The organism is Streptomyces sp. NPDC029041, assembly GCF_040637515.1.
In the GTDB taxonomy this organism is placed as follows: Bacteria; Actinomycetota; Actinomycetes; order Streptomycetales; family Streptomycetaceae; genus Streptomyces.
In genome coordinates this window covers 568157-593193 of sequence record NZ_JBEZWO010000003.1, presented here as the reverse complement: position 1 = coordinate 593193, position 25037 = coordinate 568157, and the positions used below count along the sequence as shown (strand labels likewise).

The following is a 25037-nucleotide window of genomic DNA, read 5'->3' as shown; positions in this document are numbered from 1 at the left end:
CCGCCTCGTCGGCCGGCGAGCGGAGAAGGCGCTGAGCGGCGTGCGGAAACCGCCGTAGCCGCAACGTGCGCAAATCCCCGCGACGGACCCCCCACCCTCCCCCGTAGAGCAGACGACAGGAAGCTCACCGGGAGGGGAACAGGACGTGGCAGGGCACAGGGGCAGACGTGTCAGGGGTACGGCGGCCGCAGTGGCGGCGATGGCGGCGCTCACCGCGTCGCAGGCGCCGGGGGTGATCCCCGCGCGGGCCTCCGTACCGGCGCCCGCTCAGGCACCGGCCGAGCACGGACCGAGCGTGTCCGGCGACGCCCCCTACCGCACGGAGCTTCCGCCGCTGCGGACCGGGAAGCGCGCGGGTGGCGGGGCGGCCGTGAAGGTGGGCGGCGCGCTGCCGGCGAGTGTGTTCGCCGCCTACCGGAGGGCCGAAGACCGGCTCGCCCGTGAGGCGCCCGGCTGCCGGCTGCGCTGGCAGCTGCTGGCGGCGATCGGGCAGGTGGAGTCGGGGCAGGCGCGGGGCGGGAGGGTGACGTCGGACGGTACGACGGTGGCGCCGATCCTCGGGCCGCGGCTGGACGGCGTGGCCTTCGCGCTGATCCGGGACACCGACGGCGGTGTTCACGACGGGGACACGGCGTACGACCGCGCGGTCGGGCCGATGCAGTTCATCCCGTCGACCTGGGCCCGCTGGGGCGCGGACGGCAACGGCGACGGGCGTACGGATCCGGACAACGTCTTCGACGCGGCCCTCGCCGCCGGACGGTACCTGTGTGCCGGCGGCCGGGACCTGTCCGTCCCCGCCCAGCTGGACCGGGCGATCCTCGGCTACAACCACTCGGCGGCCTATCTGCGCACGGTCAGGGCCTGGTACGCGTACTTCCTGGAAGGGCACCGGGTGGTGCCGGACGGATACGCAGGGTCCTCCTCCGCCGGGTCCTCCTCCGCGCGCCCGGAGCCGTCGCGGCCGGCCGCCACACCGAAGCCGTCGCGGACACCTTCGGCCCGGCCGACTGCCCCGCCGTCCCGTACCCCGTCGGCCCCCGCCTCTCCGGCCCCGCCCCCGGCCGGAACCGGCCCGGCCACCGAACCCGGGAAGCCGGACGAGCCGCAACTCCCCGCCTCGGGCCCGGACATGGAGCTCCCCGGCGAGAACCTGCTGCCCAGCGGCGCCCCACTCACCAGTAACAGCGCGGACTCGATGACCGTCTCCCCCTCCACAACCGCCGATACTCGGCGGTAATGTCGCCCCCCGCCGGACGGCACGATTCCGGTGGGTGAGCGCGAAGGGGTCCTCATGGCGACGGACATGCCCGCAGAGACACCTGTGGAGATGCACGCGGCCGACGAGCGGTGGCGCCGCATGTGGAGCCACCGCGAGCATTTGCTCAAGGTGGCCCGGCGCAGGTCGATGAGTGCGGAGGACGCCGAGGACGCGGTGCATGAGGCGATGCTGCGCGCCGCCGAGCGGCCCGACCTGGACGAGGAACGGCTCGCGGCCTGGCTGACGACGGTGACGATGCGCCTGTGCGTCGACCGCTACCGGCAGATGCACCGCGAGGCCGAGGTGCGAACCAGCCCAACGCTCATCGCCCCGGGTCCGGTGCCCGTCGAGGAGGCGGTGTGCGACCGGGCCGAGGCGAAGTGGCTGGCGGTGCGCAGCGGTGAACTGCCCGCGCGGCAGGCCGAGGCGCTGCGGCTGAAGTCGGAGGACCTGGACGTCGGCCAGGTCGCCGTCCGGATGGGGCTGAGCTACCGGACCGTCGAGTCGCTGCTGGCCCGGGCCCGGCGGACGCTGCGGCAGTCGCTGGCCGCCACGCTCGGGTGCGCGCTGTTCCTCATCGGGTGGGGGCGGCCGCGCGGGGTCGGCAGGGCACAGGCCGTGGCGGTCGCCTCGACGGCGGCGTCCCTGGCGGTGGCGGGGTTCGTGCTGCCGTACGCGCTCGACGGCGGCGGAGGCGGGGGCGGCGCGGCGCCTCGGCCCGCGGTCGCCACGCCGGGCGCGGAGACGTTGCGGCCGGACGGCGGTGGCGAGGGCCGTACGCCTCGGGGGACCGAGCCCGCGGCTGCCGCAGCCGAGCGCGGAGCGGCCGGGGTGCCTGCCGGCGAATCGTTCCTCCCGCTGTCCGTGCCGTCGCTGCCGGAGGTGCCGGTCGTGGCGCAGGTCCCGGACGTTCCGGAGGTCCCGGGCCTGCCGGATGTTCCGGAGGTCCCGGCGGCCCCGCTGCCCGGGCTGTCCGCGCCGGAGATCCCGCAGGCGCCCGACGTCCCCGACCTGCCGCTGGAGCTCCCCGCCGTGCCGACGGACGGGGCGGACACGGCGGCCACGGCCGTCCCGCAAGCTCCCGGGACATCCGACGCGCCGTCTGCCTCCCCGTTCCCCGAGCTCACGGCGAGCCCGCTTCCGTAGCGCTGCCGGAACCTGCTCGGTAGCGCTGCCCGGCGACCGTCCGAAGGCATTGCCCGGAATCCGACCCGGGAGCGCCGCCCCGAATCCGGCCCGGGAGCGCCGCCCGGAACCCGGCCCGGGAGCGCCGCCCGGAACCCGGCCCGGGAGCGCCGCCCGGAACCCGGCCCGGGAGCGCCGCCCGGAACCCGGCCCGGTAGCGCGCCCGGAAACCGGCCCGGGAGCGCCGCCCGGAAACCGGCCCGGGAGCGCCGCCCGGAAACCGGCCCGGGAGCGCCGCCCGGAATCCGACCCGAGAGCGCGCCCGGAAACCGGCCCGAGAGCGCCGCCCGAAACCGGCCCGAGAGCGCCGCCCGAAACCGACCCGGGAGCGCCGCCCGGAACCCGACCCGAGAGCGCGCCCCGAAACCGGCCCGAGAGCGCCGCCCGGAATCCGCCCCGGGAGCGCCGCCCGGAACCCGACCCGGGAGCGCCGCCCGGAACCCGACCCGAGAGCGCGTCCCGAAACCGGCCCGAGAGCGCCGCCCGGAACCCGGCCCTGAAGCGCTAGAGCGCTGCCCGGAACCCGACCCTGAAGCGCTCCCGGTAACCCACCCGAAAAAATTCCGCCACACGAGCGACGGACGCCCCGCCCCTCCCCGTAGAGCAGATGTCAGAGCTGCTCACCGACGAAGGCGCGGGCTGAAGGGTGGACCGGATGGGTGTCGAGATCTGTGTGGAAGGGCTGACCAAGTCCTTCGGTCACCAGGTCATCTGGCAGGACGTCTCGCTGACGCTGCCCGCCGGGGAGGTCTCGGTCATGCTCGGCCCCTCGGGCACGGGCAAGTCGGTGTTCCTCAAGACGCTCGTCGGACTGCTGAAGCCGGAGCGCGGCTCGATCACGATCCAGGGCCGGGACATCACCAAGCTCCGCGAGCGCGACCTGTACGAGGTGCGCAAGCTCTTCGGCGTGCTCTTCCAGGACGGCGCGCTGTTCGGCTCGATGAACCTGTACGACAACATCGCCTTCCCGCTGCGCGAGCACACCCGTAAGTCCGAGAGCGAGATCCGGCGCATCGTGCTGGAGAAGATGGACATGGTCGGGCTGATCGGCGCGGAGGGGAAGCTGCCCGGTGAGATCTCCGGCGGGATGCGCAAGCGGGCGGGGCTCGCCCGGGCGCTCGTGCTCGACCCGGAGATCATCCTCTTCGACGAGCCCGACTCGGGCCTGGACCCGGTCCGCGTCGCCTACCTCAACCAGCTCATCGTCGACCTCAACGCCCAGATCGACGCGACCTTCCTGATCGTCACGCACGACATCGCCTCGGCCCGCCAGGTGCCGGACAACATCGGGCTGCTCTTCCGCCGGGAGCTGGTGATGTTCGGGCCGCGCGCAGAGCTGCTGAACAGCGACGAGCCCGTCGTGCGGCAGTTCCTGAACGGCCGTATGCAGGGCCCGATCGGCATGGCGGAGGAGAAGGACGCGGCGCAGGTCGAGCAGGAGCTCGCGCAGGTCGACGACAGCGCGCGCGTGCAGGAGCTGACTCCCCGCCTGCTGCCGGGACCGGGCATCACCCGCCCGCCCCGCTGGCAGGCGATCGCACGGCGCGAGGCCGAGCTCCACCACAAGGAGGTGGCCGGCGCATGAGCCTGTCACCGGCCGGAGCGCTGCGGCACTCCGGCAGCCTCTTCGCGATGGCGCTGGACGTCGTCCGGACGATCCCCCGGCGGCCCTTCCAGGCGCGGGAGTTCATCCAGCAGGCGTGGTTCGTCGCGAGCGTGACGATCCTGCCGACGGCCCTGGTCTCCATCCCGTTCGGGGCGGTCATCGCGCTCCAGATCGGCAGCCTGACCCGGCAGCTGGGCGCCCAGTCCTTCGCCGGGGCCGCCTCCGTGCTCGCCGTGCTGCGCGAGGCCTCGCCGATCGTCACCGCGCTGCTGATCGCGGGCGCCGGCGGCACGGCGATCTGCGCCGACCTCGGGGCGCGGAAGATCCGCGACGAGATCGACGCGATGCAGGTGCTGGGCATCGACCCGATCCACCGGCTGGTCGTTCCCCGCGTGCTGGCGTCGATGCTGGTGGCGGTGCTGCTCAACGGCCTGGTGTCGGTGGTCGGCGTGGCGGGCGGCTATTTCTTCAACGTCGTCCTCCAGAACGGCACTCCGGGCGCCTACCTGGCCTCCTTCACCACGCTCGCCCAGCTCTCCGACCTGTGGGCGGCCGAGGTCAAGGCGCTGGTGTTCGGTGCGATCGCCGGGATCGTCGCCTCCTACAAGGGGCTGACCGCGAAGGGCGGGCCCAAGGGTGTGGGCGACGCGGTGAACCAGTCGGTGGTGATCACCTTCATGTTGCTGTTCGTGACGAACTTCGTGATGACCGCCGTGTACTTCCAAGTCGTTCCCCAGAGGGGCTGAGGCATGGCGCTGTTGAGAGGCCTGGAGGAGCTGGGTGCCCAGCTGTCCTTCTACGGGCGGTCGCTGGCCTGGACCGGCCGCACCCTGCGCCGCTACAAGAAGGAGATCCTGCGGCTGCTCGCCGAGGTGAGCTTCGGCCGGGGCGCGCTCGCCGTCGTGGGCGGCACGGTCGGCGTGATCGCCTTCCTGTCGTTCTTCACCGGCACGGAAGTGGGCTTGCAGGGGTACGCCGCGCTCAACCAGCTCGGCACCTCCAACTTCGTGGCGTTCCTCTCGGCGTACTTCAACACCCGTGAGATCGCCCCACTGGTGGCCGGGCTCGCCCTCTCCGCGACCGTCGGCGCCGGGTTCACCGCCCAGCTCGGCGCGATGCGGATCAGCGAGGAGACCGACGCGCTGGAGGTCATGGGCGTGCCCTCGCTGCCGTTCCTCGTGACGACCCGGATGATCGCCGGGTTCGTGGCCGTCGTCCCGCTGTACGTGATCGGCCTGCTCTCCTCGTACCTGGCCGCCCGCACCATCACCACCGGCTACTACGGGCAGTCCACGGGCACGTACGACCACTACTTCCAGCAGTACCTGCCCCCGGTGGACGTGCTGTGGTCCTTCGGGAAGGTGCTGGTCTTCGCCGTCCTGATCATCCTGGTGCACTGCTTCTACGGCTACTACGCGAGCGGCGGCCCGGCGGGGGTCGGCGTCGCGGTGGGCCGTGCGGTGCGGACCTCGATCGTGGCGATCAACGTCCTGGACTTCTTCCTGTCGCTGGCCATCTGGGGCGCCAGCACGACCGTACGGATCGCGGGGTGAGCCGCCGAGTGAGAGTGCTGAGACTGCGGTTGTACGGCGTCGTCTTCATCGCCGTACTCGCCCTGCTGCTGTCCCTGTCCGTCGCCGTCTACCGCCAGGTGTTCACGCCGGTCGTGCGGATCACGCTGGAGGCCGACAGCCTCGGCAACCAGCTCGATCCGCGCGCCGACGTCAAGCTGCGCGGGCTGCTGGTCGGCGAGGTGCGCGAGGTGCGGGCCGACGGGACGAAGGCGACGCTCGACATCGCGCTGAAGCCGGAGCACGTCGCCGAGATCCCGTCCGACGTGCACGCGCGCCTGCTGCCCAAGACGCTGTTCGGCGAGAAGTACGTCGACCTGATCGCACCGCGCGGCTCATCGGCCCGGCCCATCCGCGCCGGGGACGTCATCACCCAGGACCGCACCCGCGTCGGCATCGAGGTCCAGCAACTGCTGAACGACCTGCTGCCGCTGCTGCGGACCGTGCAGCCCGGCAAGCTCAACGCCACGCTCTCCGCGTTCGCCACCGCCCTCGACGGCCGCGGCGACCGGATCGGCGACAACCTCACACGCGTGGAGGCCTACCTGCGCCGCCTCAATCCGCACCTGCCGTCCCTGAAAGAGGACATCGCACGCTTCACCGACGTCGCCGAGGTCTACGGCGACGCGGCGCCCGACCTGATGGAGATCCTGCGCAACACCGTCACCACCAGCCGCACGATCGTCGAGGAGAAGGACCGGCTGGCGGCGGCCCTGAAGTCCACGGCGACCGTCGCGGGCACCGGCGAGGACTTCCTCGACGCCAACGGCGACCGGCTGATCACCCTCGGCCGGGTCTCCCGCCCCACGCTGGAGCTGTTCGCCCGCTACTCCCCCCAGTACCCCTGCCTGCTGGCCGGTCTGGTCCGCCAGGACAAGGCGTCCGAGGAGGCGTTCCGGGGCGGCAAGATGCACATCACGCTGGAGGTCGTACGGCCGCGGGGTGCGTACGAACCGGGTGAGGAACCGCGCTACGGCGAGCGGTCGGGCCCGGACTGCCGTGATCTGCCGCATCCTCCGGTGCCGGCACCCGGCGCCCACCTCGATGACGGTTCCGAGAAGCCGGGTACGGCCTCGGGCGGCCCCCTCGGCGTCTCCGCCACCCGGGCCGAGCAGCGGGCCGTCGGCTCGCTGGTGGCGCCGGTGCTGGGCGTGCCCGCGGACGAGGTGCCGCCGGTCGCGACCCTGCTGTTCGGGCCGATGGCGCGCGGGACGGCGGTGAGCGTCGCATGAGCACCACAGGTGCCCGGCAGACCGCCGCTCCGCTGATCAAGTTCGGTCTGTTCGCGCTGGTGACGGTGGTGGCGACGGCCCTGCTCGCCGCGACCATCGTGAACATCTCCCTCACTCCCGAGCACGAGTACCGCGCGGTCTTCAGCGACGTCACCGGCCTGGAGGAGGGTGACGACATCCGGGTGGCCGGAGTGCGGGTCGGTGAGGTCGCGGGCATCCGGATCACGGACCGGACGCTGGCTGAGGTCACCTTCACGGTCAGCCGGGACCGGCCGCTGCTCACCAGCACCGGAGCCGTCATCCGCTACCGCAACCTGGTAGGGCAGCGCTACCTCGCGCTGACCGAAGGCGCCGGCGACGGCACCCGGCTGCGTCCCGGCGGCACGATCCCGCTCGCGCGCACCCAGCCCGCCCTCGATCTGAACGCGCTGCTGAACGGCTTCAAGCCGCTGTTCGCCGCGCTCAGCCCGAAGGACGTCAACCAGCTGGCCACCGAGATCATCAAGACCCTCCAGGGAGAGGGCGGCACCGTCAACAGCCTGCTGACGCACACGGCGTCGCTCACCACGACGCTGGCCGGCCGCGACAAGCTGATCGGCTCGGTGATCGACAACCTCAACACCGTGCTGAAGACGCTCGACAAGCGCGGCGCCCGCTTCTCCGGACTGCTCAAGCAGCTGCGCCGGGTCATCTCCGGCCTGTCCGCCGACCGCAAGCCCATCGGGAAGTCGCTGGTGAGCATCGGCGACCTGACGGAGGCCACCTCGGGCCTGCTGAAGGACGCGCGCCCGCCGCTGAAGGACGACATCGCGGAACTGACCGACCTCACCGGGACGCTGAACGACAACGAGAAGACCGTGGAGGGCGTGCTGAAGAGGCTGCCGAACAAGCTGGGCGAGCTGACGGGGACGGCGTCCTACGGCTCGTGGTTCAACTTCTACCTGTGCGACTTCGACGGCCGGATCGTGCTGCCGAAGACGAAGCAGGTGTTCACGCCCGAGATGCACGTGGCGAGGGCGAGGTGCGGGGCATGAGCCGCAAGCGCCGCCCGGAGCCGCTGTTCAAGGTGCGCGTGGAACCGCCGAAGCTGCCGCGCCCGAGGCTCCCGCGTGTCCGGGCCCGCCGCAGGCCGCGTCCTCAGCCGCTGTTCAAGGTCCGCGTGGACCCGCCGAAGCTGCCGGGGATACGGCTCCGCCGTCCGCACCTCGGGCCCTTCCGCGAACGCAGTCCCCTCGTCATCGGCGCCGTCGGACTCACCGTCCTCGCGCTGCTGACCGTGGCCGCGTTCAACGCCGACCGCCTGCCCGTGATCGGCGACGGCGATACGTACAGCGCCGCCTTCGCGGAGGCGGGAGGTCTCAAGCCGGGCGACGAGGTGCGGATCGCCGGGGTCAAGGTCGGCAAGGTCGAGGAGGTCGACCTGGACGGCGACCACGTGAAGGTCACCTTCAAGATCAAGGACGAGCCGGGGTTCGGCACCGACACCGGCGCGTCGATCCGGGTCAAGACGATCCTCGGCGCCAAGTACCTCGCCCTGCACCCCAGGGGGCGGGGCCAGTTGGAGCCCGGCAGCGAGATCCCGCTGAAGCGGACCGTCCCCGCGTACGACGTCGTGCAGGCGTTCAGCGATCTCACCACCACGACGGAGAAGGTCGACACCGACCGGCTGGCGAAGGCGCTGGACACCATCTCCACCACCTTCGAGGACTCACCGCAGGAGGTACGGGCGTCCATCAAAGGCCTGTCGAAGATCTCCCGGACGGTGGCCTCGCGCGACAAGGCCCTCGGGGAGCTCCTCGACCACGCGAACGGCGTGACGGGCGTACTCGCCGACCGGTCGGGCGACTTCACCGCCCTGGTCGAGGACGGCGACAAGCTGTTCAAGGAGATCAGCAAGCGGCGGGCGGCGATCCACAAGCTGCTGAAGACCTCCGCCGCGCTCGGCATCCAGCTCTCCGGCCTGGTCCAGGACAACGACAAGGAGATCGGGCCCGCGCTCAAGGGCCTCGACACCGTGGTGAAGATGCTCGAACGCAACCAAGCCGGCCTGGAGCGGAGCATCAAGCTCCTGGCTCCCTACGTACGGGTCTTCACCAACACCCTCGGCAACGGCCGCTGGTTCGACTCCTACGTCCAGAACCTGGTCGCCGCCCCGGTGGTGCCGCGGACGCGAACGGGAGGTGCGCGGTGAGCAAGCGCTGGAAGAAGCCCCTGGCCCTGCTGACCGTCCTGGCGCTGGTCGCCGCGCTCACCCACGTCCTGTGGCCGCGGACCGAGCCGGCCCGCGTCACGGCGTACTTCCCCCGGACCGTCGGCATCTACCCCGGCTCGGACGTCCGCGTGCTGGGCGTGCGGATCGGCCAGGTCAGGAAGATCACGCCGGAGGGCGGCCGGGTGCGGGTGGAGCTGGAATACGACGCGGACCGCAAGGTCCCGGCGGACGCACAGGCCGCGATCATCAACTCCTCCGTGGTCAGCGACCGTTACGTGCAGCTGCTGCCGGTGTACCGCAGCGGCCCGGTCCTCCGGGACGGGGACGAGATCCCCGAGTCGCGCACGGCCGTGCCCGTCGAACTGGACCGCGTCTTCGACAGCCTGCACACCACGGCCGAGGCGCTGGGCCCCGAGGGCGCCAACAAGGACGGCGCCCTGTCACGGCTGCTCGGCGTCAGCGCCGACAACCTCGACGGCCAGGGCGAGAACCTGCACCGGACGGTGGAGGACCTCTCGGAGGCGGTCACGACCCTGTCCGACGGCCGCACGGACCTGTTCGGCACGGTCCGCAACCTACAGGTGTTCACGGCGGCGCTGGCGGCGGACGACAAGAGCGTGCGGTCGTTCAACAGCAGCCTCGCCAAGGTCGCCCGGCAACTCGCGGGCGAGCGCAAGGACCTGGCGGCCGCGCTGAAACACCTCGGCACGGCCCTCGGTGACGTGTCGGCCTTCGTGAAGAAGAACAAGAAGTCCCTGACGTCGAACGTGGAGGGCCTGAGCAAGGTGACCAAGGTGCTCGTCACCCAACGAGCGGCGCTGGAGGAACTGCTGGAGGTCGCGCCGACGGGCATGTCGAACCTGAACAACGCCTACAACCCTTCCGCCGGCACCCTCGACACCCGCAACAACCCCGACCACCCGCAGGACCCCGCCTCCCTGCTGTGCTCGATCCTGAAGACGACGGGGGAGAAGACCGACTGCCGGGAGCTGAGGGACCTCTTCGACTCCCTGCCCGAAGTGCCCGACGGCACCGCGGCCACCGGCACGGTCGACCGCACCCTCGGCGGCATCCTGGGGGCGCGCGCATGAGGCCCCTGCGCAAGGGCGGTGCCGTCGCGTGGGCGGCCGTCGGGACACTGCTGCTGTCCGGCTGCGAGTTCAACGGCTGGTACGACGTCCCGCTCCCCGGCGGAGCCGCCGCCGACGGCCGTGCCTACCACGTCACCGTCGAGTTCCGGGACGTCCTGGACCTGGTTCCGCAGTCGTCGGTCAAGGTCGACAACGTCACCGTGGGCGCGGTGGAGAAGGTGGAGCTGGAGGGCTGGCACGCGAGGGTCCGCCTCCGGGTCGCCGACTCGGTGAAGCTGCCCGCCAACGCCGTGGCCGGGCTGCGGCAGACCAGCATGCTCGGCGAGAAGTACGTGGCGCTGGCCGCGCCGCCGGACGGCACGCCGGTCGGCCGGCTCCGCGACGGCGACGTGATCCCCCTGTCCCGCAGCGGCCGCAACCCTGAGGTCGAGGAGGTGCTGTCCGCGCTGTCCGCCCTCCTGAACGGCGGCGGCGTCGCCCAGCTCAAGACGATCACCACGGAGCTGAACAAGGCCCTGGAAGGCCGGGAGAACCGCGTCAAGTCCCTGCTCAAGGAACTCGACACCTTCATCGGCGGCCTGGACGACCAGCGCAAGGACATCGTCCGCGCGCTGAAGGCCGTGGACCGGCTGGCCAAACGGCTGGGCAAGGAGAAGAGGACGATCGCCGAGGCCGTCGACACGATGCCGCCCGCCCTGAAGGTCCTGGCCGACCAGCGCCGCGACCTGACGAGGATGCTCACCGCCCTGTCCAAGCTGGGCAGGACCGGCACCAAGGTGGTCAACGCCTCGCACGACGACACGGTCGCCAACCTCAAGCGGCTCCGGCCGATCCTGCGACAGCTCAATACGGCGGGCAGCGACCTGCCCAACTCCCTGGAACTGCTGACGACATACCCGTTCCCGCGCAACGTGGTGGACGCCATCAAGGGCGACTACGTCAACCTGCACATCACGGCGGACCTCGATCTGCCCGGGATCTACGGCAACCTGACGGACGAGCCGGGCGGCCGGAACGGCGGGGACACGCAGGTGCCCGAGCTTCCCGAGGCCCCGGACCTGCCGGACGTACCGGATCTCCCGCAGGCACCGGATCTGCCGGACGTGCCGAAGCCCACCGCGCTGCCGAGCGGTCCGGGCGTGCCATCGGCCCCGTCGGCACCCTCGGGCGGTGACGGTCCGCTGTGCCCGCCGGTGTGCACCGCCGGCTACGGCTCCGGCGGCCACCGCACCCGGGGCGACTGGCCCGAGGGGATCGACCTCGAACTCGCCGAGCTGATGCTGAAGGGGGTCCAGCCGTGATCACCCGTACGGTCAAGGCACAACTGATCGCCTTCGCCGCCCTCACCGCCGTAGGCGTGTCGTACGTCGGCGCCGAGTACACGGGCCTGGTGGACGAGGTCCTGGACCGCGGCTACACCGTGCGGGCCGACTTCGCCGACTCCGGGGGCGTCTTCCCCGGCGCCGAGGTCACCTATCGCGGGGTACCGGTGGGCAGGGTCGGCGCCCTGCGCCTGGCCGGTTCGGACGGCGTCTCGGTCACGCTCGACATCGAGGACGGGGCGCCGCGCATCCCGGCGGACACGCTGGCCGTGGTGGCGAACCGTTCGGCGGTGGGCGAGCAGTACGTCGACCTCCAGCCCCGCACCTCCCGCGGCCCGTACCTGCTGAACGGCAGCACGATCCCGCGCGAGAGCACCCGGGTGCCGCTGTCGACGACGGACATGGTCCTCAGCCTGGACCGCCTGGTGAACTCGGTCGGCAAGGACGACCTGCGGGTCACCGTCGACGAACTGGGCAAGGCGTTCGCCGGTACCGGCCCGAACCTGGGCCGCCTGGTGGACTCGGGCAACACCCTGGTCGAGTCGGCGTCCGAGGCGCTGCCGGAGACGATCGCCCTGATCGAGGACTCGCGGAAGGTCCTCAAGACGCAGGCCGACCAGGGCTCTTCGATCAAGTCGTTCGCGCGCGATCTGGCGTTGCTGTCGGCCCAGTTGAAGTCCAGTGACGGGGACCTGCGCAAGCTGATCGGCAACGCGCGGCCGGCGGCGCAGGAGCTGAACTCGCTGCTGAAGTCGGCCGGGCCGCAGCTGTCGGTTCTGCTGGCCAACCTGATCAGCGGCGGCCAGGTCACGCTGGCCCGCCTCCCCGGCGTGGAGCAGGCCCTGGTCACCTTCCCGCTGATGGTCGCGGGCAGCTACACGGTCGTCCCCGGCGACGGCACCACCCACTTCGGCCTGGTGCTGAACGCCGACGACCCGCCGGCCTGCACCCAGGGGTACGGCACGGCACGCCGCGACCCCGCGGACACCAGCACCCGCGAGGCGAACACCGGCGCCCGCTGCACTCTCCCGCGCGGCAGCCAGTCGTCGGTGCGGGGCGCGCAGAACGCCCCGGGCGCGTCGGCCTCCGGCGGGGGAGCGAACCAGGCGGCGTACGTCACCCCGTACGACCCGGAGACCGGCACCACCACCGGCCCGGACGGAAACAACGTCGAGATCGGCTCGACGGGCGGCCAGCAGGCCGTGTTCGGAAAGGAGTCGTGGCAATGGCTGCTCGTCGGCCCCATGGCATGAGGCAGGTACCACCCCGAGTGATGACGGCGGGACTCGTCGCGGCGACCGTCGTCACCACGGCACTGGCGCTCTGGCTGGCCTTCGGGATCCACGCACAGAACGAGGCGGACCACCGACGCCAGGGCATCCTGGCCGCGGCCCGCCAGTCGGCACTGAACTTCACCTCCCTCGACTACCGGCACTACGACCGCGACAGCGCGAACGTCCTGGCGGGCGCGACGGGCGATTTCAAGAAGCAGTTCACCGCCCAGACGGAGCAGTTGACGAAGCTGGTGGCCCGGAACAGGTCCGTGTCGGAAGGCCAGGTCCTGGAGGCGGGCATCGTCCGCTCCGACGAGAACTCGGCGCGTGTGCTGGTGGTCGCCGACAGCAAGGTGACCAACACCGCCGTGCCCGGGGGAGAGGCGCGCACGTACCGGCTCCAGCTCGACCTCGTACACAAGGACGGCCGCTGGCTGACGTCCGACGTCGAGTTCGTCGGCTGATCCACGGGCCGACCCGCCGACCGACAAGCACCGACGAGGAGTAGCACCATGCCGAAGACGACCACCGGCCGCGCCCCCGGTCCCGGCACCCGCCGCAGCATGACGGCGGCCGCCCGCGCGGCGGCGAAGCGCGCGGAGCGCGGCCACCGCGAAGCGGGCGCGGTGACGGCCGCCCACGAGGAGTCCCCGCGCCGGGCCGAACGGCCACTCGCCGGACGCACCGTCCTCACCGAGGCCCCGAAGCACGGCTGGGACGACCCGCCGGAGCCGTCGCCGGAGGCGTTCGAAGAGGACAGGCCGCGGGAGCGCAGCGCGGTCGGCTCCGGCGGCCGGCGGAAGCCGCTCACCTTGCTCCTGGCCGTCCTGCTCGTCGCCGGCCTGGTCGCACTGGCCGCCCTGGGACGGCAGTACCGCGACGGCCGCCTGACGGAGACCGCCCGGACCGAGGCGCTCACCGCCGCACGCACAGCGGCACCGGTCGTCCTGTCGTACGACTACCGCCACCTGGAAAAGGACTTCTCGAGGGCCCGCACCCACCTGACCGGTGACTTCCGCGACGAGTACGGCAAGACCACCAAGACCGTGGTCGCCCCGACGGCCGAGAAGTACCACGGTGTCGTGAAGGCGAGGGTCGCCGCCCCCGGCTCCGGCGGCGCCCCGGCCGCCTCCGTCGTCTCGGCCACCCCCGACAAGGTCGTCGTCCTGCTCTTCGTCAACCAGGTCACCCAGAGCACTCAGGTCTCGGGGTCCCGCGTGGACCAGAACCGGGTGCGGATGACGATGAACCGTACGGGTGACGAGTGGAAGGTGAGCGCGGTGGACGCGCTGTGAAGGTGAACGGGCTTTTGTGCGTCACCCGGTGATCAGAGCGACTGACGCGGAACGTCCGCCTGGGCCGCGTGTGCCGTGGACCGTCGTCTCACCCGCTCCAGGTGCCGTGCCAGGACCTCTCGCGCCTCCGGCGTCAGCGTCCGCAGGGCGATCAGTGCCGTGATGACGACGTCGCACAGCTCCGCCTGCACGTCCTCCCACGTGTGCGTGACGCCCTTGCGCGGATTCTGCCCCGTCACCCCGATCACCGCCTCCGAGACCTCGCCGACCTCCTCGGAGAGTTTCAGGATGCGCAGGAGGAGGCCCTCGCGGCCCTCCACCGGGCGGTTGGTGTCGAGCCACTCGTACAAGGCGTCGATGGTGGACCAGAGTTCAGGGGCGGGGGACTGTTCGTTCATGGGGGCGCAGCCTGCCATGGGGGACTGACAACGCCGGGTCCTGGCCCCCGGCCTCCTACTCCATGAACTCCTCATCGAAGAGCGGGTCCTGCTCCCCCTCCTTCGCCTTCCGCAGCCGCCTCGCCCGGGCCCCCACCACCACCGCCGTGCCCGCCGCCGTCGCCGCGAAGGCCGCCGGGATCATCCAGCCGCGGTTCACCGCGTGGCCGAGCAGGTGGTCAAGGGACAGGCGGCCCGGGCCGGTGACGGCCAGGCTCGCTGCGGTGAGGCCGAGCGTCGCCGCGTGCTCGTAGCCGCCGGCCTGGTTGAAGAAGCCGTTCGGGGTGTGCACCGCCGCCGCTCCGGCCATCGCGCCGGCCGCCGCCGCTCCCGCGGCCGGGGTCGCCAGGCCCAGGGCCAGCAGCGTGCCACCGCCCGTCTCCGCCAGGCCCGCCGCCGTCGCGCTCGCCTTGCCGGGGGCGTACCCGACGGACTCCATAAACTGGCCGGTGCCCTCGATGCCGTGCCCGCCGAACCAGCCGAACAGTTTCTGCGTGCCGTGCGCCACCAGCACACCGCCCGCCCCCAGCCGGAGCAGCAGCAGACCCAGATCACGTCGGTCGTCACGCCTCACGTCGTCTCCCGTAGCAGGTAGCAGGTAGCAGGTAGCAGGTAGCGGGTTGCAGGCAGCAGGAGCAGAGGAACGCTCCCCTTCGCGTTCTCACCGTCGCACCCCCTCACCGCCCACGGCACCCGGCGGGCCCTTCCCCGGCCGCCGTTCGGGTGGCACCGGTGGCGGGGGGCCTTGGCCGGTACGAGGCTGCTCGTATGACGATTCAGACCACGCGCCTCAGCGATCCGGCCGTCCGGGCCTTCGTGACCGCCGTGAACAACCACGACCGCGAGAGCTTCATGGAGCTCCTCGCGCCGGGCGCGACCATGACCGACGACGGCTCCGACCGCGACCTCGCCGACTGGGTGGACCGGGAGATCTTCTCCTCCCACGGCCACATGGAGGTCGACAACGAGTCCAACGGCGGCCGCTCCCTCCTCGCCCGCTACAGCAACGACACGTGGGGCGAGATGCGCACTCGGTGGAGTTTCCAGGTGGACGAGGACGGCCGGATCACGCGTTTCGAGACCGGGCAGGCCTGAGACTCCCACCGCTGGGACGCAGCGGCATCCAGGTGAGCGCCCTCGGCTTCGGCCGCTGGGCGATCGGCGGAGAGTGGCAGGCGGCCGACGGGCAGCCGCTCGGCTGGGGCAAGGTCGGTGCCCATCCCCGGCTTCCCGGTCCGTCGCCCAGGCGGAGGAGAACGCGGGAGCGCTGGAGAAGGGAGCACTGACCGCCGCCCAGCTCGCAGAAGTCGACCGGTTGCTCGGGCGGTGACCTTGGGCGGTGACCTTGGTCGGTGACATTGCGGGACCTTGGGCCAGTCTTTGAACGTTCCGTGCACGCCCGCGGGATTCCGCTTCGTACCGTCGCGGGATGTGTGACTCGGCCCGGTTGTCCAGACGCTCTCTGCTCGCCCTCGGCGTGAGCCTCCCGGTTGCGGCCACCGCACCCGCCCCCGTGCTCGGTGGCGACCGCCTCGGCCGCGACACCGTGCAGGTGGGCAGCGCCACCGGACTGCCCCGCGGGCTCACCGCCCGGTCCTGGCTCGTCGCCGACGGCGACACCGGCGAGGTGCTGGCCGCCTGCCGGGCGCACCGGCGGCTGCCGCCCGCGTCCACGCTGAAGATGCTGTTCGCCGACACCGTGCTCGACCGGTTCCCGCGCGGCGTCCGGCACACCGTCACCGCCGCCGACCTCGCCGGCATCCCGGCGGGCTCCAGCCTCGTCGGCATCCGGGCCGGGACCACGTACACCGTCGACCAGCTCTGGCAGGGCGTCTTCCTGCGCTCGGGGAACGACGCCGTGCACGTCCTCGCCCACATGAACGGCGGTGTGGCGAGAACCGTCGCCGACATGCGGGCCAAGGCGCGGGAACTGCGGGCGCTGGACACGCACGTGGTCAGCCCGGACGGCTTCGACCACCCCGGGCAGCTGTCCTCGGCGTACGACCTGACACTCTTCGCGCGGCACGGGCTGCGCGACCCCCGTTTCCGCGCCTACTGCCGGACGCGCACGGCGGACTTCCCCGCCGGGGGAGGCAAGTCGTTCCAGATCCAGAACACCGACCGGCTGCTGAGCGGAACGTGGGGCCTGCGGGCGTACCCGGGCCTGATCGGTGTCAAGAACGGCTACACCAGCGACGCCGGCAACACCTTCACGGGTGCCGCGACGCGCGCCGGGCGCACTCTGCTCGTCACCGTCATGCACCCCGCCGACCGTGCCGAGGCCGTCTACGAGGAGGCCGCCGCACTGCTCGACTGGGGCTTCGCGCACGGTGTTTCGGCAAGGCCGGTGGGTGTGCTGGTCGAGCCGGTGAGCGAGGGCCGGGGGGCGGAGACTTCGCCGAGGAGCGGACCTGCCGCTTCGACCGCAGTCACCCACGGGCCCTCGACCGGGCGGCTGGTGGAAGGCGCCGGGACGGCGGCGGCGTTGCTGGCGGGCGGGGCCTGGGCGCTGCGCCGGCGCCTGGAGTCCGGGCGGGCGAGGGGACGGCACCGGGAATGACGGTCACCGGCCGGGCGGCGCCGGGTCCGTGGACCGAGCGGCAGTCGTTCCACGCGCACCGGTGCGTACTCCGCGGTCCCTCGCGGAATCCACCCCCACCCGGTGCCGTGGAACGACTGCCGCCTCCCCCCTGGGATTGGCCAACGGAAGTGCTCCACTCCAACTGTGAAGCTTTCGTGTAGGAGAGTTGAGCATATGTCCCCTACCGGCCGCAATGGGCCGGAGGTTCCTATTCCGTTTGTGCAGGTTGACGAGTTGACGATTTCTGCCGGGCATCCTCGCGCGCTCAGCCGCGTCCGACGTACGGCATCGCCGTCGCCAGCACGGTCGCGAACTGCACGTTCGCCTCCAGCGGCAGTTCGGCCATGTGCCGTACCGTGCGGGCCACGTCCGCCACGTCCATGACCGGTTCCGGGGCTACTTCCCCGTTCGCCTGCAGCGCTCCCGTCTGCATACGGGACGTCATGTCGGTGGCCGCGTTGCCGATGTCGATCTGCCCCACCGCGATCCGGTACGGCCGTCCGTCCAGGGAGAGGGACTTCGTCAGGCCGGTCAGCGCGTGCTTCGTCGCCGTGTAGGCCACCGACATCGGTCGGGGCGTGTGTGCGGAGACCGAGCCGTTGTTGATGATCCGGCCGCCCTGCGGGTTTTGCTCCTTCATCTGCCGGTACGCCGCCTGCGCGCACAGGAACGCCCCGTTGAGGTTGGTGTCCACCACGTGCCGCCAGGCCTCGTAGGGCAGTTCCTCGACCGGCACGCCGCCGGGCCCGAACGTGCCCGCGTTGTTGAACAGCAGGTCGACCCGGCCGAAGCGCCCGACGGTGGCGGCGAACAGGGCGGTCACGTCCTCGGGGCGGGAGACGTCCGTCCGTACGGTGAGAGACGCGGCCCCGCGAGCCAGCGCCGCCGTCTCCTCCAGCGTCTCCTCGCGCCGCCCCGCCAGCGCCACCGACCAGCCCGCCCGCAGCAGTTCCACGGCGACCGCCCGGCCGATGCCGGACCCCGCCCCGGTCACCACCGCGATTGCATTGTCCTTGGCATTCATGGGCCCGCAGCGTACGGGAGCTCCCCGGTGGCCTCGCGGGACGAGGGACTCAGGCGGGCGTGAGTTCCGGCTCGCCCGTCTCGTCGGGGTAGCGGACGCCGACGCGGTCCCTGATCGCGTCCAGCGTGCGCATCACGGCGAGCGTGCCGTCGAGCGGGACCAGCGGGGACTCCGTCTCCCCGGCGCGCAGGGCCCGCATCACCTCGGCCGCCTCGTGACGCAGGCTGTTGCGCGGCCCGTCCGCCGGGTCGGCCGTGAACTCCTCGGCGTCGCGGCCGTCCCGGTGCAGGACGAAACGGTCCGGGAAGAAGAAGCCGTGCGGAATGTCGATCCGGCCCTTGGAGCCGGTGACCGAGGCGGAGGTCGCCGTGCCGCCCACGATGGAGCAGTGCACCGAACCGAGGGCGCCGCCGTCGAAGGAGAGCACCGCCGCCGTCTGGAGGTCGACGCCCTCCTCGGAGAGCACCGCCCGCGCCACGACGTCCGACGGCTCCCCGAGCAGCAACTGCGCGAACGACACCGGGTACACGCCGAGATCGAGCAGCGCGCCGCCGCCCAGCTCCGGGTTGCGCAGCCGGTGCGAGGGCGGGAAGGGCCCGGCAAGACCGAAGTCGGCCTGGACGCTGCGCACCTCGCCGATCGCCCCGTCGTCGACCAGGGCCTTGAGCCGCCGTACCAGCGGGTTGCAGTACATCCACATCGCCTCCATCAGGAAGCGCCCGTGCTCCCGCGCCAGCGCGACGAGTTCCTCCGCCTCGCGCACGTTCAGCGTGAACGGCTTCTCGCACAGCACGTTCCGTCCGGCCGCGAGGCACAGGCCGGCGGCGGTCCGGTGGGCCGTGTGCGGTGTGGCGACGTAGACGACATCGATGTCCTCGTCCTGGGCGAGCGCGTTCCAGTCGCCGTAGGCCCGGGGTATCCCGAACCGCTCCGCGAACGCCTTCGCCGACTCCTCGGACCGGGACGCGACCGCCACGACCTCCGCGTCCGGCAGGTCGATCAGGTCCGCGGTGAACGCACCCGCGATACCCCCGGTCGCCAGGATTCCCCACCGCACCGTGTCCGCCGTCATTCCCGCCCCGCCTTCACCTTGTGACCCCGAGCACTGCGTACGAGCTGAGAGCATAGGTGGCGATCGACTCGGAGAGGGAGGGACTCATGCCCGAGGGCGGGGCGTCCATATCGAAGACCGCGCAGGGGCCCGCAGCGGGGACGGAGCGGCCCGACCGCACCTCGCACCGCCGTACCGGGCTCCTGGTCACCTTCCTCCTCGGCAGCCTGACCGCCGTGCCTCCGCTGGCGATGGACATGTACCTCCCGTCGCTGCCGGAGGTCACCCGCTCCCTGCACGCCCCGGCCGCGACCGTCCAGCTCACCCTCACCGCCTGCCTGGCCGGCATGGCGCTCGGGCAGCTCGTCGTCGGGCCGATGAGCGACCGCTGGGGGCGCCGCCGTCCGCTGCTCGCCGGTCTCGCCGTCTTCGTCGCCGCGACCGTCCTGTGCGCGCTCGCGCCCACCGTGGAGACGCTGGTGGCCTTCCGGCTGGCCCAGGGCCTCGCGGGCGCCGCCGCCATCGTCATCGCCCGGGCCGTCGTCCGCGACCTCTACGACGGCATGGCCATGGCCCGCTTCTTCTCCACCCTCATGCTGATCTCCGGCGTCGCCCCGATCGTGGCGCCGCTCATCGGCGGGCAGGTCCTGCGCGTGACGGACTGGCGGGGCGTGTTCGTCGTCCTCACCGCCATCGGCGTGCTCATCGGGGTCCTGGTCTGGACGAAACTGCCCGAGACGCTGGAGCCCGCCGAGCGGCACGGCGGCGGAGTCGGCGAGGCACTGCGCGCGATGCGCGGCCTGCTCGCCGACCGCGCCTTCGCCGGCTACATGCTCACCGGCGGCTTCGCCTTCGCCGCCCTCTTCGCCTACATCTCCGCGTCCCCGTTCGTCATCCAGGAGATCTACGGCGCCTCCCCGCAGACGTTCAGCCTGCTGTTCGGCGTCAACTCGGTCGGGCTGGTCGTCGTCGGCCAGATCAACGGCAAGATCCTGGTCGGCCGGGTCAGCCTCGACCGGGTGCTGGGCATCGGCCTCACGATCGTCATCACCGCGGCGACCGCGCTGCTGCTGATGTCCCTCGGCGTCTTCGGCGAGGTCGGCCTGGTGCCCGTCGCCGCCGCGCTGTTCGTGCTGATGTCCGCGATGGGCATCACCCTGCCCAACACCCAGGCCCTCGCCCTGATGCGCACCAAGCACGCGGCGGGCTCCGCGTCGGCCCTGCTCGGCACGTCGTCCTTCCTCATCGGCGCGGTCGCCTCCCCGCTCGTCGGCGTCGCCGGGGAGGACACCGCCCTCCCGATGGCCGTCGTCCAACTGGCCGCCGCACTGGTGGCACTTGCCTGCTTCATGGGAATGTGCCGACCCTGGAAGCAGGAGAGCAGCCGCGCGAGCGTGGAGGGAGCAGTCAGCTGAGCGCACCCAGACTGCGCGACGGCACGCCGGAGCGGGCCGGACTCGACCCGGGGGAACTGCGTCACCTCGTCCGGGAGGTCCACGTCCTCACCACCGGGCGGCGTCCCTGGGCACCGGGCGCGGTCCTCGTCGTCGGACGCGGCCCGGTGATCGCGGTCGAGGAGGCGGCGGGCTGGGCCGTCCGCTACGCGGCCTACGACCCCGAATCCGACGCCGGGGTGGAACTGCCCCCCGGCCAACGGGTCCCGATGACTGTCGGCACACCCTTCGACCTGGCGTCCCTCACCAAACTGTTCACGTCCGTGGCCGCCGTCCAGCAGATCGAGCGGGGCACGCTCGGCATCGACGCCAGGGTCGGGGCGTACCTGCCGGACTTCACGGCGGCCGCCCGGCACGGCATCACCGTACGGCAGCTGCTCACCCACACCTCCGGGCTGCGGCCCGAACTCCCGCTGTACGACTGCGCCGACGACGCCCAGCGGCTGGCCGCGCTCCGGGCGGAGCCGCCCGTCGGGGTGCCGGGCACGTACGGCTACTCCGACCTCAACATGCTGCTCCTGCAGTACGTCCTGGAGCGCATCACCGGCCGCACGCTCGACGTCCTGATCCGCGACGGCATCACCCGGCCGCTGGGCATGACGGCGACCGACTTCGGGCCCTGCCCGGGCGCGGCGGCGACGGAGGACCAGCGGCGGCCCTGGGCCAAGGCGGACCGGGGGATGCTGCGGGGCGAGGTCCACGACGAGAACGCCTGGGCGCTCGGGGGCGTGGCCGGGCACGCGGGGCTGTTCTCCACCGGGCGGGACCTCGCGGTGTTCTGCCGCACCCTCCTCGCCGGCGGCTCGCACGGCCCGGCCCGCATCCTCGGCCCCGACTTCGTCGAGCTCCTCTTCACCCCGCCGGGCCTCGGCTTCTCCCTCGACCAGCCGTGGTTCATGGGCGACCTCGCGGGCCGCGGGGCGGCGGGCCACACCGGCTTCACGGGCACGTCCCTCGTCCTGGACCCGGCCACGGACACGTTCCTGATCCTGCTCACCAACGCGGTCCACCCGCGCCGCCGCCGCCCGGACAGCGCCCCGAGAGCGGCAGCGGCGTCGCGGGTGGCGCGGGCGCTGCGGTGATTTCAGCGCCGAGGAGGGGGACGGGCCCGGGGAGTGAGCAGCGCCCTCGGTGAGTGAGGGGCGCCGCCCTGCTGTGCGGGTGGTGGTCGCGTGAGGAACGAGGCTCCGGGGCCGCGCGCGCCGTTCGCCCGCGGGCGGGCTGCCCCGGCGCCCGCCCCACGCATGGCCGTCCCGTCCCCGCTCGGCCTGCTGTGTCTGCCTGCCGTCCCCCCTGGCGTGCGGGCGCTGCCGCCGCACTGCCCGCCGTGCGCCGCCCGCGTGTGCCTCCCCGCATGGCCGTCCCGTGCCCGCTCGGCCTGCTGTGTCTGCCTGCCTGCCGTCCCTCTGGCGTTGCCCGCCGTACGCCGCCCGCGTGTGCCTCCCCGCATGGCCGTCCCGTGCCCGCTCGGCCTGCTGTGTCTGCCTGCCTGCCGTCCCCCCTGGCGTCCGGGCGCTGCCGCCGCACTGCCCGCCCTGCGCCGCCCGCGTGTGCCTCCCCGCTCGGCTTGCTGTGTCTGCCTGCCTGCTGTCCCCCCTGGTGTGCGGGCGCTGCCGCCGCACTGCCCGCCGTGCGCCGCCCGCGTGTGCCTCCCGCACGGCCCGTCCCTCCCGCACACGCGTCACTCATCCGCCCGCCTCGTAGAATCGCCGGGTGAACGCCCCCGCACCCCCGGCCGAAAACCTCCGTGCCGCCCTTGCCGGTCTGCTCGACGGGCTGCCGCCCCGGCAGGCCTCGCAGGCGGTCGAGCGGCTGATCGCCAGCTACCGGGGGGAGACCCCGACCGACGCCCCCATCCTGCGGGACCGGGCCGACGTCGCCGCCTACGCCGCCTACCGGATGCCCGCGACCTTCGAGGCCGTGCGCTCGGCGCTGGAGGCGTTCGCCGAGGCCGCGCCCGCGTGGGTGCCCGGCGGGCACACCGATCTCGGCGGCGGCACCGGGGCCGCCGCCTGGGCCGTGAGTGCGGTGTGGGGCGGGGAGCGGCCCGTCACCGTGCTCGACTGGGCGGAACCCGCGCTCGCCCTGGGGCGCGAGATCGCCGCGGCCAACCCGGAGCTGAAGGACGTGCGCTGGCAGCGCTCCCGGATCGGGGCGGCGCTGACCCTGGAGAGCACGGACCTCGTCACCGTCTCCTACGTCCTGAACGAGCTGACCGCCGCTGACCGCACCGCCCTCGTCGACGCCGCCGCGGCCGCCGCCCAGGCCGTCGTGATCGTCGAGCCCGGCACCCCCGGCGGTTACGCCCGCCTCATCGAGGCCCGGGACCGGCTGATCACCGCAGGATTCCGGATCGCCGCCCCCTGCCCGCACAGCGCCGCCTGCCCCATCGCCCCCGGCACGGACTGGTGCCACTTCTCCGCCCGGGTCAGCCGCTCCTCCCTGCACCGCCAGGTCAAGGGCGGCTCCCTCGCCTACGAGGACGAGAAGTTCGCGTACGTCGCCGCCGCCCGTTTCCCCGCCGAACCGGCTGCCAGCCGCATCGTCCGGCGCCCCCAGATCCGCAAGGGCCAGGTCCTCCTCGACCTGTGCGAGAGCGAACCGTCCCTCCGTCGCGCCACCGTCACCAAGCGCCACGGCGACCTCTACAAGGCCGCCCGGGACGCCGACTGGGGAGACGCCTGGCCGCCCTCCTGAGCCTGTGCCGGATACGCCCGTGCTCAACTCGCCCAGCGGACCAGCGCGTCCTGTGCCCACGCCCGGTCGGCGGGGGACAGGTCCGCGAGGTCGGCGCCGTGGTTTCCGCCCCGCGCCCACAGCAGCCGTGAGTCCGGCCCCCCGGGACGGAAGTGCTCGGCGACCGCGGGGTCCTGGGTGCCGTTGACGAAGAGCAGCCGGCTGCCGCGCCGCCGGACCCAGCGGTCGATGTCGGGCATGGCGGCCCGGTCGAAGCACAGCGGGACGTCCCGGGGGACGAAACTGCGCGGCTCGGCGGCGCCCGGGTGGCGGAGCAGGTCGGTGAGGTGGGCGGTGGGGAGGCTGCCGTACCCCAGCTGCGTGCCGATCTGGTACCAGTACGGGATGTAGTTCCGGGCCGTCGTGTCGGCGTACAGCCCCAGGCCCGTCGTGTCGTCGAGCCAGGCGTACAGCTCGTCGGCCGTAGCGCCGGGGCGGGGGATCGCGGGGATGTCGGCCGGTGTGCCGCGCTGCCAGAACATGAACGGCACGCGCAGGACGGCGATCTCGAGTGCCTTGTCGGCGTTGCCGACGAGCCGGAAGGTGTCGCCGGTGGCGGCGGCCCAGGCCTCGTAGCGGGCGACCATCTCGGTCCGCCGCAGCAGGATCGCCCGCTGGACCGCCGCGAGGGCCTCCCGCGCGGCCGGGGTGCCGACCGTCTCCAGGAAGCGGAGGTAGGCGGAATCGTCCTGGTCGTCGACGTTGTTCGGGGCCGAGTAGACCAGCGTGCCGTTCACGTCGTGCGGGTGGAAGCGGCGGTGGTAGACGCTCGTCATGCCGCCCTTGCTGCCGCCCGTGGAGATCCACGCGCCGGGGTAGAGGCGGCGGAAGAGCCGGACCACGCGGTGGTGGTCGGCGGCGGCCTGCCGGACGGTGAGGTGGGCGTAGCCCGGGTCCGCTGGGCGTGAGGTGCCGAAGTAGCGGTGCTCGACCTGGAGCTGGTTGGCGCCGAGCAGGACCGCCGGTTCGGTTCGCCGTGGGGTGAGGACCGCCTGGTAGCCCGTGCTGAACAGCACGGTCGGGCGGTCGGCGGCGGTGTGCAGCAGGGTGAGGCGCTGCTCGAAGGTGCCGGCGGCCGGGTTCGTGTGGTCGACCGGCTGGCGCAGACCCAGGACGAAGTGCCGGTATCCCGGTCCGGCGTCGTGCCGCTCCTCGACCAGGCGCAGTCCGGGCAGGCCCCGCAGCGCGTCGGCCACGTCGGCGTCCCCGGGGCGGGTCGGTGCCGCCGCCCGCGCGAGGGGGGCCGTCGTGGTGGCGAGGCCCGCGGCCGGGAGGGCCGTGGCCGCCGTGGTGAGCAGCCGTCGTCTGGTCCATGCGGTCATGAGCCGAGTCCTCCCGGGTGTCCTGGGGCGGGTGTCCGCCGGTCGCGGGCCGCGACCGCCTCAGTACATCCGCCGGACCGCCCGGGAGGATCCCGCACGCGGGGGGACGCTCTCCCCCGCGCGGGGGAGGCTCACGACGCCGTGCCCGACGTGCCCCCCTCCGGTGCGTCCTGCTGCTGCCGTTTCTCCTGGAGCTTGCGCAGCAGCTCGCGCTTGTGGGCCTGCGGGTCGAGACCGCCGCCGATCCGGCCGCCCCGGCCGCCACCGCGCAGCTCCCTGCGGCCGAGGTTCTGCCGCGATCCGCCGACACCCAGCATGTTTCCGGCTCCGCCTCGGGTCATCTCGGGCTCCTTCCGTAGCCGTCCTCTTCGAGTGGCGAGACGGTT

24 protein-coding genes and 1 pseudogene are annotated in these 25037 nt (G+C 72.7%); 19 read left to right on the top strand and 6 right to left on the bottom strand.

The window, feature by feature from the left end:
- The first annotated feature begins 199 nt into the window (after positions 1-199).
- The 13 genes from AB0F04_RS09935 (at position 200) to AB0F04_RS09875 (ending at position 14046) form a co-directional block, all read left to right on the top strand.
- A complete protein-coding gene (locus AB0F04_RS09935) occupies positions 200-1237 on the top strand; it encodes a lytic murein transglycosylase (protein WP_362039807.1) in 1038 nt (345 codons plus the stop codon).
- Positions 1238-1291: 54 nt separating this feature from the next.
- Positions 1292-2404 carry a sigma-70 family RNA polymerase sigma factor gene (locus tag AB0F04_RS09930; protein ID WP_362039649.1) on the top strand — a complete coding sequence of 371 codons (1113 nt, stop codon included), beginning with the start codon at positions 1292-1294 and terminating at the stop codon, positions 2402-2404.
- 694 nt (positions 2405-3098) lie between these two features.
- Positions 3099-4028 (top strand): ABC transporter ATP-binding protein, encoded by a 930-nt coding sequence (locus tag AB0F04_RS09925; RefSeq protein ID WP_362039648.1) that lies wholly within the window; start codon positions 3099-3101, stop codon positions 4026-4028.
- Positions 4025-4795 (top strand): ABC transporter permease, encoded by a 771-nt coding sequence (locus AB0F04_RS09920; protein ID WP_033306010.1) that lies wholly within the window; start codon positions 4025-4027, stop codon positions 4793-4795. The genes AB0F04_RS09925 and AB0F04_RS09920 overlap by 4 nt, the downstream gene beginning before the upstream one ends.
- 3 nt (positions 4796-4798) lie before the next feature.
- Positions 4799-5602: an ABC transporter permease gene (locus AB0F04_RS09915; RefSeq protein ID WP_362039646.1), complete on the top strand. Its 804-nt coding sequence runs from the start codon at positions 4799-4801 to the stop codon at positions 5600-5602.
- 8 nt (positions 5603-5610) lie between these two features.
- On the top strand, positions 5611-6852 hold the full coding sequence (locus AB0F04_RS09910) for an MCE family protein (RefSeq protein ID WP_362039644.1): 1242 nt from the start codon (positions 5611-5613) through the stop codon (positions 6850-6852).
- Positions 6849-7886, top strand: coding sequence for an MlaD family protein (locus tag AB0F04_RS09905; RefSeq protein ID WP_362039642.1), 1038 nt, complete (start codon positions 6849-6851; stop codon positions 7884-7886). Before AB0F04_RS09910 ends, AB0F04_RS09905 begins: the two co-directional genes overlap by 4 nt.
- On the top strand, positions 7883-9043 hold the full coding sequence (locus tag AB0F04_RS09900; RefSeq protein ID WP_362039641.1) for an MCE family protein: 1161 nt from the start codon (positions 7883-7885) through the stop codon (positions 9041-9043). Before AB0F04_RS09905 ends, AB0F04_RS09900 begins: the two co-directional genes overlap by 4 nt.
- On the top strand, positions 9040-10155 hold the full coding sequence (locus tag AB0F04_RS09895; protein ID WP_362039639.1) for an MCE family protein: 1116 nt from the start codon (positions 9040-9042) through the stop codon (positions 10153-10155). Before AB0F04_RS09900 ends, AB0F04_RS09895 begins: the two co-directional genes overlap by 4 nt.
- Positions 10152-11456: an MCE family protein gene (locus AB0F04_RS09890; protein WP_362039637.1), complete on the top strand. Its 1305-nt coding sequence runs from the start codon at positions 10152-10154 to the stop codon at positions 11454-11456. Before AB0F04_RS09895 ends, AB0F04_RS09890 begins: the two co-directional genes overlap by 4 nt.
- Positions 11453-12730 carry an MlaD family protein gene (locus AB0F04_RS09885; RefSeq protein ID WP_362039635.1) on the top strand — a complete coding sequence of 426 codons (1278 nt, stop codon included), beginning with the start codon at positions 11453-11455 and terminating at the stop codon, positions 12728-12730. The genes AB0F04_RS09890 and AB0F04_RS09885 overlap by 4 nt, the downstream gene beginning before the upstream one ends.
- A 20-nt stretch (positions 12731-12750) precedes the next feature.
- Positions 12751-13215, top strand: coding sequence for a hypothetical protein (locus tag AB0F04_RS09880; protein ID WP_362039632.1), 465 nt, complete (start codon positions 12751-12753; stop codon positions 13213-13215).
- A 48-nt stretch (positions 13216-13263) separates the two neighbouring features.
- Complete coding sequence (locus tag AB0F04_RS09875; protein ID WP_362039630.1) at positions 13264-14046, top strand: hypothetical protein; 783 nt, start codon at positions 13264-13266, stop codon at positions 14044-14046.
- 32 nt (positions 14047-14078) lie between these two features.
- Here AB0F04_RS09875 and AB0F04_RS09870 read toward each other — a convergent pair whose 3' ends face one another.
- Positions 14079-14444, bottom strand: a complete 366-nt coding sequence (locus AB0F04_RS09870) for a MazG-like family protein (RefSeq protein ID WP_362039628.1) — start codon at positions 14442-14444, stop codon at positions 14079-14081.
- Positions 14445-14499: 55 nt separating this feature from the next.
- Positions 14500-15057, bottom strand: a complete 558-nt coding sequence (locus AB0F04_RS09865; RefSeq protein ID WP_362039626.1) for a DoxX family protein — start codon at positions 15055-15057, stop codon at positions 14500-14502.
- Positions 15058-15251: 194 nt separating this feature from the next.
- On the opposite strand from AB0F04_RS09865, the gene AB0F04_RS09860 reads away from it, so the two are divergent.
- The 3 genes and pseudogenes from AB0F04_RS09860 to AB0F04_RS09850 all read left to right on the top strand — a co-directional run bounded on the left by AB0F04_RS09860 (position 15252) and on the right by AB0F04_RS09850 (position 17043).
- Positions 15252-15578, top strand: a complete 327-nt coding sequence (locus tag AB0F04_RS09860) for a nuclear transport factor 2 family protein (protein WP_362039625.1) — start codon at positions 15252-15254, stop codon at positions 15576-15578.
- A pseudogene (locus AB0F04_RS09855) lies at positions 15575-15694 on the top strand (aldo/keto reductase); the annotation flags it as partial. The gene AB0F04_RS09860 and the pseudogene AB0F04_RS09855, both read left to right, overlap by 4 nt.
- 218 nt (positions 15695-15912) lie before the next feature.
- On the top strand, positions 15913-17043 hold the full coding sequence (locus tag AB0F04_RS09850) for a D-alanyl-D-alanine carboxypeptidase (RefSeq protein ID WP_362039623.1): 1131 nt from the start codon (positions 15913-15915) through the stop codon (positions 17041-17043).
- 286 nt (positions 17044-17329) lie between these two features.
- Here the strand turns inward: AB0F04_RS09850 and AB0F04_RS09845 are convergent, their stop codons facing one another.
- Together AB0F04_RS09845 and AB0F04_RS09840 are read right to left on the bottom strand one after the other, a co-directional pair.
- Entirely contained in the window at positions 17330-18088 is a 759-nt protein-coding gene (locus tag AB0F04_RS09845; RefSeq protein WP_362039621.1) for an SDR family oxidoreductase, read from the bottom strand.
- A 49-nt stretch (positions 18089-18137) separates the two neighbouring features.
- On the bottom strand, positions 18138-19160 hold the full coding sequence (locus tag AB0F04_RS09840) for a Gfo/Idh/MocA family oxidoreductase (protein WP_362039620.1): 1023 nt from the start codon (positions 19158-19160) through the stop codon (positions 18138-18140).
- Between the two features lie 86 nt (positions 19161-19246).
- Between AB0F04_RS09840 and AB0F04_RS09835 the strand changes: the two genes are divergently transcribed.
- The 3 genes from AB0F04_RS09835 (at position 19247) to AB0F04_RS09825 (ending at position 23290) form a co-directional block, all read left to right on the top strand.
- Complete coding sequence (locus AB0F04_RS09835; protein WP_362039618.1) at positions 19247-20554, top strand: multidrug effflux MFS transporter; 1308 nt, start codon at positions 19247-19249, stop codon at positions 20552-20554.
- Positions 20497-21675 carry a serine hydrolase domain-containing protein gene (locus AB0F04_RS09830; RefSeq protein WP_362039616.1) on the top strand — a complete coding sequence of 393 codons (1179 nt, stop codon included), beginning with the start codon at positions 20497-20499 and terminating at the stop codon, positions 21673-21675. Before AB0F04_RS09835 ends, AB0F04_RS09830 begins: the two co-directional genes overlap by 58 nt.
- Before the next feature lie 631 nt (positions 21676-22306).
- Positions 22307-23290 (top strand): small ribosomal subunit Rsm22 family protein, encoded by a 984-nt coding sequence (locus tag AB0F04_RS09825; protein WP_362039614.1) that lies wholly within the window; start codon positions 22307-22309, stop codon positions 23288-23290.
- A 23-nt stretch (positions 23291-23313) separates the two neighbouring features.
- Here AB0F04_RS09825 and AB0F04_RS09820 read toward each other — a convergent pair whose 3' ends face one another.
- Positions 23314-24651 (bottom strand): S28 family serine protease, encoded by a 1338-nt coding sequence (locus tag AB0F04_RS09820; RefSeq protein WP_362039612.1) that lies wholly within the window; start codon positions 24649-24651, stop codon positions 23314-23316.
- 131 nt (positions 24652-24782) lie between these two features.
- On the bottom strand, positions 24783-24992 hold the full coding sequence (locus tag AB0F04_RS09815) for a DUF6243 family protein (protein WP_362039610.1): 210 nt from the start codon (positions 24990-24992) through the stop codon (positions 24783-24785).
- Positions 24993-25037 lie beyond the last annotated feature (45 nt).